General features: G+C 68.8%; 11 protein-coding genes. 7 read left to right on the forward strand and 4 right to left on the reverse strand.

Annotated features, from left to right (window positions below; translation table 11 throughout):
* Positions 1-19: 19 nt before the first annotated feature.
* The 4 genes from SAHL_RS11250 to SAHL_RS11265 are packed head-to-tail and all read right to left on the reverse strand — an operon-like array spanning position 20 to position 3,058.
* Positions 20-628, reverse strand: a complete 609-nt coding sequence (locus SAHL_RS11250) for a hypothetical protein (RefSeq protein WP_123591512.1) — start codon at positions 626-628, stop codon at positions 20-22.
* 10 nt (positions 629-638) lie between these two features.
* Positions 639-1,376: a MotA/TolQ/ExbB proton channel family protein gene (locus SAHL_RS11255; RefSeq protein WP_123591513.1), complete on the reverse strand. Its 738-nt coding sequence runs from the start codon at positions 1,374-1,376 to the stop codon at positions 639-641.
* A 57-nt stretch (positions 1,377-1,433) separates the two neighbouring features.
* Positions 1,434-2,744, reverse strand: coding sequence for an FCSD flavin-binding domain-containing protein (locus SAHL_RS11260; RefSeq protein ID WP_123591514.1), 1,311 nt, complete (start codon positions 2,742-2,744; stop codon positions 1,434-1,436).
* A complete protein-coding gene (locus SAHL_RS11265; RefSeq protein WP_123591515.1) occupies positions 2,741-3,058 on the reverse strand; it encodes a c-type cytochrome in 318 nt (105 codons plus the stop codon). The genes SAHL_RS11260 and SAHL_RS11265 overlap by 4 nt, the downstream gene beginning before the upstream one ends.
* Before the next feature lie 377 nt (positions 3,059-3,435).
* Here SAHL_RS11265 and SAHL_RS11270 point away from each other — a divergent pair, with 377 nt between their 5' ends.
* The 7 genes from SAHL_RS11270 to SAHL_RS11300 are packed head-to-tail and all read left to right on the forward strand — an operon-like array spanning position 3,436 to position 9,792.
* Positions 3,436-4,428, forward strand: a complete 993-nt coding sequence (locus tag SAHL_RS11270) for an ABC transporter substrate-binding protein (protein WP_123591516.1) — start codon at positions 3,436-3,438, stop codon at positions 4,426-4,428.
* Positions 4,425-5,168: an ABC transporter permease gene (locus SAHL_RS11275; RefSeq protein ID WP_123591517.1), complete on the forward strand. Its 744-nt coding sequence runs from the start codon at positions 4,425-4,427 to the stop codon at positions 5,166-5,168. The genes SAHL_RS11270 and SAHL_RS11275 overlap by 4 nt, the downstream gene beginning before the upstream one ends.
* Complete coding sequence (locus SAHL_RS11280; protein ID WP_123591522.1) at positions 5,165-5,965, forward strand: ABC transporter ATP-binding protein; 801 nt, start codon at positions 5,165-5,167, stop codon at positions 5,963-5,965. The genes SAHL_RS11275 and SAHL_RS11280 overlap by 4 nt, the downstream gene beginning before the upstream one ends.
* Positions 5,962-6,735, forward strand: a complete 774-nt coding sequence (locus SAHL_RS11285) for an ABC transporter ATP-binding protein (RefSeq protein ID WP_123591518.1) — start codon at positions 5,962-5,964, stop codon at positions 6,733-6,735. The genes SAHL_RS11280 and SAHL_RS11285 overlap by 4 nt, the downstream gene beginning before the upstream one ends.
* Positions 6,735-7,733 (forward strand): PQQ-dependent catabolism-associated beta-propeller protein, encoded by a 999-nt coding sequence (locus SAHL_RS11290; RefSeq protein ID WP_123591519.1) that lies wholly within the window; start codon positions 6,735-6,737, stop codon positions 7,731-7,733. The genes SAHL_RS11285 and SAHL_RS11290 overlap by 1 nt, the downstream gene beginning before the upstream one ends.
* Before the next feature lie 8 nt (positions 7,734-7,741).
* Positions 7,742-8,983, forward strand: a complete 1,242-nt coding sequence (locus SAHL_RS11295; protein ID WP_123591523.1) for an ABC transporter substrate-binding protein — start codon at positions 7,742-7,744, stop codon at positions 8,981-8,983.
* Positions 8,980-9,792 (forward strand): ABC transporter permease, encoded by an 813-nt coding sequence (locus SAHL_RS11300; protein WP_123591520.1) that lies wholly within the window; start codon positions 8,980-8,982, stop codon positions 9,790-9,792. The genes SAHL_RS11295 and SAHL_RS11300 overlap by 4 nt, the downstream gene beginning before the upstream one ends.
* Positions 9,793-10,190 lie beyond the last annotated feature (398 nt).

A 10,190-nucleotide genomic window follows, 5' to 3' on the forward strand; every position in this document is an offset into this window, starting at 1 on the left:
TCGTTGAAGCCGATCCCGATCATTCCACGATCGATGCCGGCAGGGTGTTCACGTCGTCGACCGAGCCGTCATCGTTGACGGTGAAGCGCACCGCGGTCTTCTCCTGGCCGACGTATTCGAGTGTGGTGTTGTTCCGGTAGACGATCGAGACCTGCGGATTGATCCGGGTCACCGTCACCTCGACGTCCACCGGCCGGCCCTCTTCGCGATCGCTCTCGGTGGCGTAATAGTGCAGGTTGACGACGTACTCGCCCGGCGCCTGACCGCGGATCGTGACCACTTCCTGATTGAGGTCATTGGTTACGCGCCGGCCGTCGACGATCATCTCGTCGTTCTGCAGGCCGCGGTCGTCGCGGTCGAGGTTCATCAGCCCCGACTCCGGATTGAGGTACCACACCTTGGTGCCGCCCGGCCCGCGCACCCACAGGTCGACGTCGTCGGGTCGGCCCGGTTCCCAGGTGGCGGTGATGATGTACTCGGCCTTCGCCGGGATGTCGCCTTCCTTGGTCGGCGGATTCAGGAAGAACACCGAAATCAGGAACATGAAGGTGAAGCCCAGCAGGGCGTTGAACAGCAGATCCGTGAAGGGATCCGTCTCGGTGCCGCGGCGCTTGCGTCGGAACGCCATGCGCGTCGTGTTAGCCGAGGTGCCGCTGCTGGGCGAAGGTCACGATCCGCGCCTGCAGCCGGTCGGCGGCCCGATCGAGCAGCAGATAGTGCAGGCTCAGCACCATGCTCGTCGCCAGACCCGCGAGCGTCGTGTACAGCGCCACCCGCATGCCCTGGCTCATGCCGACCAGCAGCTGCTGGACCGCGGCGACGTCGAAGGAGGTGGCGCTGTCCACGGTCGCCAGCATCACGATGAAGCCGATCACCGTGCCCAGCAGCCCGAGCTTGATCAGGCCGTTGACGATGAACCAGCCGAATTCATGCGGGCCGGACAGGCGTTCGCCGAGCACGTCGACGAGCGCCTCCGGCGCCTCCGCGGAACGGGTGTTGCGAATATGCAGGAGTGCGGCCAGATAGTGCGCGCCGGCGCTGTCGGGCACGCGCCGCGCGCCGACGCTCAGGCCGCCGTCCGTGGCCACGGCGAGCGTGTCGCCGTTTCGGGCGCCGATCATGATGGCGTCGAAGCGGGCCGCCTCGCGTGACAGCCAAGCGCTGCGCAGCCCTGCGTAGCACCAGGTCACGACGAAGATCGCCGCGATCACGAGCGTCATGCGCGTGCGATCGCCCGCGACCAGCGCCTCGAGGGCCCGGTACTGATGCGCCACGAACAATGCGAACACGAGGACGCCGGTGATGATCAGCCACTGCTGCAGGACGCGCCATGCAGCGCCTTCGCGGTGTGGTTGCGCTGTCGTCGATAGCCCCATCTTGTTCTCCCGTTCGCTGCCGCCGGCCGGGTTTTCGCCACCCGGCGCCGATCCCGTTCACCCCGGCGCAGCGCCGCTGCCGAAACTGTCCCGCACCAGATTCCGATACAGCGAACGGGCGTATTCGGATTCGGCCCGGCGCGTGTCGGGGCCGGCCGCCAGCGCGGATGTGCCGCCGGCCTGCTGGACCGCGGCGATGCGGTCGCCGTTGATCCGGTAGACCTCGGTGACGCTGATGCCGTAGTCCGGCGCGATGAGGCTGTAGCAGGCATTGATCAGAGGCGCTTCGCCCGGCGGCTCGCCCGCCAGCGCCTGCGCGATCGCCCGGGCACAGACCTGGGCTTGCATGTGTGCCGAATAGGCCGACTTCGGCATCGGCTCCGCGCGGATCGCGTCGCCCAGCACGTGCACCCCCTCGTGGCCGGGCGCCGCGAAGTCGTGCACGTTCACAGGCACCCAGCCGGCGTCGTCGGCCAGCCCCGCGTCGCGTGCGAGACGGCCGGCCCGCTGCGGGGGAATCACGTTGAGCACGTCGGCGGCGATCTCGTCACCCCCGACCGTGTGCACCCGGCGGCCGGCGACGTCGATGGCCATCGCCCGGGCGCCGTCGTCACGTCCGCGCCATTCGACGCGGCCCGGATAGCGGCTGTCCCAGCCGATCCGGAACAGCGGCTCCTTGGAGAAGTGGTTCTTGGCATCGAGCAGCAGCACGCGGGCGCGCGGCTTGTGTTCGGCCAGAAAATGCGCGATCAGGCTGGCGCGTTCGTAGGGTCCCGGCGGACAGCGGTAGGGATTGTCCGGCACGGTGAGAACCACGCGGCCGTCCTCGGGCATGGCCTGCAGCTGGCCGTGCAGGCGGCGCAGCGCCGCGGCGCCGCCCGGCCAGGCCGCGGGTACGCGGTCCAGCGCTTCCGGGCCGTAGCCGTCGAGCGCGTCGTAGTCGAAGTCGATGCCGGGGGCGACCACCAGCCGGTCGCCCGCGATCCGGCGGCCGTCGGCCAGATGCGCGGCGCGTGCCGAGGGATCCACGCCCTCGATCTCGGCGTGGACGACATCCACGCCGGCCGCGGCCAGGCCGCGATGGTCCTGCGTGATCGCGGCGGCCGGGTTCAAACCGCCGACGACCGTGTTGCAGAACGGGCCGGTGACGAATTCCCGCTGCCGGTCGATCAGGGTGACCCGCGCCGCCGGGGCCAGCCGCCGCAACGCCAGCGCGCAGCTGGCACCGGCGAAGCCGCCGCCGGCGATCACGATCCGGGGCCCGCGCTGCGCGCCGAGGATCGGCATCGGCGCCGCTGCCGCGAGCAGGCCGGTGCCCGCCAGGGCGCGCATGAGCGCGCGGCGACGCGCATCGTGACCGTCGCTCATGGCGAGGCGGGCTCGGGTCGGTCGGCGAAATACCGCGCGAGGGCGGCCGTCGCGGCGGCATCGTAGGCCGGCGCGAGACGATTCATGATCGTGCCTTCGCCGTCGCGGAACGCGGCCATGCGCCGCTCGAACTCGGCCACCGGCATGCCGGCGATGTCGGGCACCGCGCCGGCGCTGTGGCCGCCCGGCCCGTGACAGCCGGTGCAGGCGGCGGCCAGATCGGCGCCGTCGGTCGTGCCGGCCAGGGCTTGGGCCTGGGCCGGGCCGACGGCGAGTGCGATCAGGACAATCGGCAGCCGGAATCGGGATTGCATAATGCACTGACGCTACGCCGCCCGCGCCGCTCGAGCAACCGTCTCGTTTTCGTGACAGGCCGATTGCAGCCGATTGCGTGTCGTCGCGGTAGAAACTCGGGAACGTCGGCGCGGGGCTATGGTCGAATCGGGGAAGAAACACGCCCCGGCTTGGTTGCTTCGGAAGCGCTTTACGGGCAATTTGATTGCTTCGCGCGGAATAACGTGCGGCAACGGCTGGCGGCGGGCGATGCCGGATCACGCACGGCCGGGTCATCAGAACGAACAATACGATACGGGCCGCGGCTCTCAGAACCGACGGCTCCGGGCGACGGCGCCAGCCGTCCCGCGAGGCGGGCCGGTGCGAGGCAGGAGAGACAATGACGATATATGGACGCATGCGTCGGGGCACGGCGGCGTGTCTGGCGGCTGCGATGCTGCTGGCACTGCTGACGGGCTGTACCGGTGAGGACAGCGAACCGGACACGCTGCGCGTGGGCGTGCTCAAGTTCGGCAGTGTCAACTGGGAACTCGACGTGGTCGATCGTCGCGGTCTCGACGAAGCGCACGGCATCGACATCGAGGTTGTGCCGCTGGCGTCGGAGAACGCGCTCGCGGTGGCGCTGCAGGGCGATCGCGTCGATCTGATCGTCTCCGACTGGCTCTGGGTCGCCCGCCAGCGGGCCAAGGACAAGGACTACCAGTTCGCCCCGTATTCGCTGGCGGTGGGCGCGATCATGGTCAATCCGGCCGCCGAGGTCGACAGCCTCGCGGACCTGGACGGTCGCAAGCTCGGCATCGCCGGCGGCCCGATCGACAAGACCTGGCTGCTGGCGCGCGCGTACGCGCACCAGACCGAGGGTGTGGATCTGGAATCCGCGGTCGAGCCCACCTTCGCCGCGCCGCCGATGATCAACAAGCTCGTGATGGACGGCACGCTGCCGGCGGCGATCAATTTCTGGCACTACAACGCACGGCTGTCCGCGCTCGGCATGGAGCCGCTGCTCTCGGTCGAGGACATGCTCGACGGGCTGGGCATCGAGACGGTGCCGCCGCTGCTCGGCTGGGTGTTCTCCAGCGACTGGGCGGATGACAACCGCGAAGCGCTCCAGTCCTTCATGGAGGCGACCTACGAGGCCAAGGAGATCCTGGCCGAGTCCGACGAGGCCTGGCAGCCGCTCGAACCGCTGGTCAAACCCGAGAGCGAGGCCGTGTTCGCGGCCATCCGCGAGGGCTACCGGGCCGGGATCATCGAGCACTACGGCGCGGCCGAGATCGCTGCGGCGGGGCAGGTGTTCAACATACTCGCCCAGGAGAGCGACGGCGAGATCACCGGCGGCGTCAGCGAACTCTCGCCCGACGTGTTCTGGGACGGCTTCCGCCTGCAATGAAATGGCGCTGGCTGATCCGTACCGCCTCGCTGGCGGGCCTCGTTCTGATCTGGCAGCTGGTGGCGCTGATCGCCGCCAGCGACCTGCTGCCGACCCCGTTGGCGGTGCTGGCCAGCCTCGCCACGCACACCGCCTCCGGCGAGCTGCCCTTTCATCTGTCGGTGACGCTGGCGCGGGTTGCGGTGGCGTTCTTTATGGCGATGGCCATCGGTACCGCCATCGGCATCATCATGGGCCGCTACAAGCAGCTGGATCTGGTGTTCGACGGCGCCCTGGTGCTGGGCCTCAACATCCCGGCGCTGGTGACCATCATCCTGTGCTATCTGTGGTTCGGGCTGACCGATGTCGCCGCCGTGCTCGCGGTCGCGCTGAACAAGATCCCGACCGTGGTGGTCATGGTCCGCGAGGGCGCCCGGGCGGTGGATCCGAAACTGCTGGCGGTGGCCCAGGCCTATCGTCTGCCCCGCCTGACCACGCTGCGGCGGGTATTTCTGCCGCAGCTGTATCCCTATCTGATGGCGTCGGCGCGGAACGGGCTGGCGCTGATCTGGAAGATCGTGCTGGTGGTCGAACTGCTCGGTCGCAGCAACGGCGTCGGCTTCCAGCTGCATCTGTACTACCAGTTCTTCGACATCACCAGCATTCTGGCCTACACGCTGGCGTTCGCCGGCATCGTGCTGCTGGTGGAGGCCTTCATCATGCGGCCCATGGACAACCGGCTGAATCGGTGGCGCTCATGAGCGGACTGCGGATCGCGATTCGGGAGAAGCGCTTCGACGGCGAGGCGGTGCTCGGCGAGATCGACATCACCGCGGCGCCGGGCGAATTCATCGCCCTCGTTGGGCCGTCCGGGGCCGGCAAGAGCACGCTGCTGTCGCTGGTCGCCGGGCTCGATGCCCACTACGACGGCACGATCACCTGGGACGGCGCGCCGCTGTCGCCGCCCGGCCAGTCGCCCGAGCACATGGGCCTGATGTTCCAGGAGCCGCGGCTGATGCCCTGGCTGACCGCGCTGGACAACGTCCGTCTGGTAGAGGCCGAGCGCGCGGCGCGCGAGTCCGGGTTCGAGTCGCGCGCGGCCGCGCTGCTCGACGAGGTCGGTCTCGAGGCCGCGCATCAGGTCTGGCCGAACCAGCTCTCGGGCGGCATGCAGCGGCGCGTGGCCCTGGCCCGGGCGTTCGTCAACGAGCCGCGCCTGCTGCTCATGGACGAGCCGTTCGTCTCCCTGGACATGCCCACGGGCAACCGGCTGCGGCGTTCGCTGCTGGCTCTGTGCGAACGCCAGCGGCCGCTGGTGCTGTTCGTCACTCACGATCTGCGAGAAGCGCTGGCCATGGCGGACCGGGTGCTGTTCATGGGCGGGGCGCCGGCCCGCGTGCTGCTCGATCATCCGGTGGACACGGCCCGCGGCCGCGATCTGGAATCCGCTGACGTGGCCGCCGCACAGCAGTCGCTGCTGGCCCGCCACCCGCAGCTGCTGTCAGGCATACTCGGGGCCGACGCGAATCAGGACGAGAACAACGAGGAGCAGGCATGAGCGGCGCAGCCGACACGCCGGATCGCGCAGCGCTGGCCGTCGAGGAGGTCAGCAAGTCCTACGGCAGCCTCAAGGCGCTGGATACCCTCTCGATCGCGGTCGCCCGCGGCGAATTCGTGGCGCTGCTGGGCCCCAACGGCGCCGGCAAGAGCACGCTGTTTCAGCTGCTGACCGGTCTGTTCGTGCCCGACGAAGGCCGTATCGAGGTCGCCGGCCACGACATGCGCCACGAGTCCCGGGCCGCGCTGGCCAAGCTCGGCGTGGTGTTCCAGCAGCCCACGCTCGACCTCGATCTGTCGGTGGCCGCGAACCTGCGTTTCCATACCCGCCTCCACGGCATGGGCCGGGCGGCGAAGCGGCGCATCGACGACGAACTGGCGCGCATCGGCCTGGCCGAGCGCAGCCGCGAGGCGGCGCGCAACCTGTCGGGTGGCAATCGGCGCAAGGTCGAGCTCGCGCGGGCGCTGCTGCACGATCCGGCGCTGCTGCTCATGGATGAGCCCACGGTGGGCCTCGATCCCGGTTCCCGCGAGCTGCTCGTCGACTATGTCCACCAGCTCTGCCGTGATCGCGGCATGGGCGTGCTCTGGGCGACCCATCTCGTCGACGAGGCCGAGCGCGCGCACCGCGTGATCGTGTTGCACCAGGGTCAGCGCATCGCCGTGGACACGCCGGCGGCATTGCGCGAACGGGCCGGAACGAACTCGCTCGGTGCGGCCTTCATGGCCCTGACCGGGGAGACGCCACAGAAGAAAGAGGAGACTGTCTGATGTCCATCCCATCCAATCGATTGCTGCCGGGCATCGCCGCGACCGCGCTGCTCGTCGCCAGCCCGGCGCTGTGGGCGGCCGGTACCGGCAACGTCTACGTCTCCAGCGAGGACGACGACGTCGTCACCGTGCTCGACGGCGAGAACCTCGAAAAGACGGACACTATCGAGGTCTCGGAACGGCCGCGCTGGCTGGCGTTCTCGCCCGATCACGAACGTCTGTACGTGGCCTGCGGCGACGACGACTCGATCGACATCATCGACGTCGACAAGGGCGAGGTCGTCGACCGCCTGACCGGCATCGACGACCCCGAGATCTTCGCCATCGGCCCGGACGGCAAGCATCTGTACATCTCCAACGAGGACGACGCCCGGTTCACGGTCTATGACATCGGGGCCAAGAAGGCGGTCACCCAGGTCGACGTCGGCCAGGAGCCGGAGGGCGTGCTGGTCACGCCGGACGGCAAGACCGCCTACGTCACCTCGGAGGTGGCCAACATGGTCCATCGGGTGAATCTCGACAGCCACGAGATCGAGGCCAACATCGTGGTCGGCAATCGGCCGCGGCGCTTCGCGCTGACCGAGGACGGCGCGCATCTGTGGGTGACCAACGAGCTGTCGGGTTCGGTGAGCATCATCGACACCGAGAGCAACGAAGTCACCGACACCATCGAGTTCGATCCGGACGGCTTTCGGCCCGAGGACGTCACCCCGGTCGGGATCAAGTTCTCCGACGACGGCAGCCAGGCCTTCGTGACGCTCGGTCGCGCCAACCACGTGGCGTTCGTGGACGTGGCCTCGCGCGAGGTCCAGGACTACGTGCTCGTGGGCGACCGCGCCTGGGGCGTTGCGCTGTCCAATGACGGCGGCCGGCTGTACGTGACCAACGGCCTGTCCGACGACATGTCGGTGGTCGACATCGACGAGCGCAAGCAGCTGCGCTCGATTCCGGTCGGCCGGGTGCCGCACAGCGTGGTCGTCGATACGGCGTCGGAGTAGAGGTGGCGATGCGCGCGAACCGCAGGCGAGGGCGTGACGGGCGGTGCCTGACCGCCGCGCTGATGCTGCTGGCGGTGCTGACGGCGGCGCTGCCGTCGTCGGCGCTGGCGCAGAAAGACGATCTCACTCCGTTCGCCTTCGGCTACATCGGCTGGGACGACGATCCGCGCTACTCGCAGGCCCGGCTCGATCAGGAGTTCCAGGGCGAGCCCTGGGGCCGGCCGGTCGCCGGCGCCCGTGTGGCGATCGACGAGGCGCGCTTCCCGGGCATCGCCGCTGGCGTCGAGTTCTCGCTCGACGAGCGGCAGGTCGGCAACACGCGCGAGGTGCTGGCCGCGATACGCGAGATGCGCGACCAGGGCACGCGCTTCTTCCTGCTCGATCTGCCGCCGGGGACGGTCTCGCGGGTGGCCGACGAATTCGCCGGCGAGGACATCACACTGTTCAACGTGGCCGCTCGCGACGATCGCCTCAGGGGCGCGCACTGCCAGACCAACCTGCTGCACACGATTCCGTCCGACGCCATGCGCAACGACGCGCTGGCGCAGTATCTGGTCTCGCGCCAGTGGAACGATGTGCTGCTACTGGCCGGGCCGGAGCGCGCCGACGCCGTGCTGGCGGACTCCTTCCGGCGTTCGGCCGAGCGCTTCGGCCTGAACGTGGTGGCCGAGCGCCGGTTCGTGCTCGGCAACAACCCGCGCGAGCGCGAGAAGAACAACCCCAAGCTGCTGACCTCGGGGCTGGACTACGATGTGGTCTATATCGCCGATACTCAGGGCGAGTTCTCCCGCCGCGCCAATTTCGCTGTCCAGAAACCACGGCCGGTCGTCGGCAGCAGCGGCCTGGTAGCGCAGGCCTGGCACTGGGCCTGGATGCGTCACGGCGCCCGCCAGCTCAACAATCGGCTGGAGGACGAGGCCGACCGACACATGACCGCCTACGACTGGGCTGCCTGGGTGGCGGTCAAGTCGGTCGTCGAGGCGGTTCAGCGCACGGATGAGACGGGTCATGGCTCGCTCGTCGACTACATGCTTGGCGACGAATTCAATCTCGACGGCTTCAAGGGCTACCGCATGGGCTATCGGCACTGGAACGGCCAGCTGCGCCAGCCGATTCTGCTGGCGAGCGGCAACTGGGTGATCGCGCGCGCGCCGCTGGAAGGTTTCCTGCATCCGGACAACTATCTGGACACCCTCGGCTTCGACCCGCGTGAGAGCGCCTGCGAGCGGCCCGTGGAGGACGCGTCATGAGGCTGCCGCGTATCGGCCATGTCCTGCAGGCGCTGCTGGCGCTGTCCTCGCGCGAGACGGTCAAGTTCTTCCACCAGCGCGGTCGTCTCGCCTCGGCCGTGGTGCGTCCGAGCCTGTGGCTGCTGATCTTCGCCGCCGGCTTCAAGAACGTCTTCGGCGTCTCCGTGCTACCGCCCTATGACAGCTATATCGAGTATCAGGTCTACGTGGTGCCGGGACTGCTGGGCATGGTGTTGCTGTTCAACGGCATGCAGTCGTCGCTGGCGATGGTCTACGACCGCGAGATGGGCCTGATGCGGCTGCTGCTGACCGCGCCGCTGCCGCGCAGCGTGCTGCTTGCCTGCAAGCTGACCGCGGGCACCGTGCTGTCGGTGCTGCAGGCCTACGCGTTTCTCGTGGTCTGTGCCCTGTTCGGCGTCGACCTGCCGTGGTGGCCGGGTCTGCTCACGGTGCTGCCCGCGCTAATCCTGACCGGGCTCATGCTCGGCGCGCTCGGGCTGCTGCTGTCGGTCTACATCAAGCAGCTGGAGAACTTCGCCGGCACCATGAACTTCGTCATCTTCCCGATGTTCTTTCTGTCGCCGGCGCTGTATCCGCTGTGGAAGCTGGAGGAGTCGGGCGCGACGATCATCTACCAGCTGTCGCGCATCAACCCGTTCACCCACGGCGTGGAGCTCGTGCGCTTCGCCATGTACGGCCAGTTCAACGCCGTCGCCTTCGCCGTGGTCGCCGGCGCGCTCGCCGCTTTCTTCGCGATCGCTGTCTGGGGCTACGATCCGCAGCGCGGGTTGGTGCGGCGCAAGGGGTAGGTGTCTCGTCGGCCGGGCTGCCAGGCGTGGGCCGGCACGTGGCCATAGGCTTCGTTGACGTTCGGCCCAGGCGGGCTGAAAACTTGCGCCCGAGGGCCGCTCGGCTCGAACCAGACGCTGTGTTTCGTTCGCTCACGCCGCGCGGCTATCGGGCCGGGCAGGCGGGAGACAGGCCCTCTGGGATATTCGGCGGGCGAGCGCTCGCGCCACACGCGCTGAAACCCGCTATCGGCGGCCGTCATTCGATGGCCCGGGCAACAGGGGGTTGTTCCCGTGGCCGCCGGCAAGCGTTAGTGCGGACCACGGTATAGCGCCTTTGCAGCGAGCGTCTGGGCGCGGGCCCGGCGGGCCCGCGCCCAGAACGTGATGGGATCAGGACGCGTCGGTCGACGCGTCCT

It is taken from the genome of Salinisphaera orenii subsp. halophila YIM 95161, from assembly GCF_003732545.1.
GTDB classification, from domain to species: Bacteria; Pseudomonadota; Gammaproteobacteria; order Nevskiales; family Salinisphaeraceae; genus Salinisphaera; species Salinisphaera orenii_A.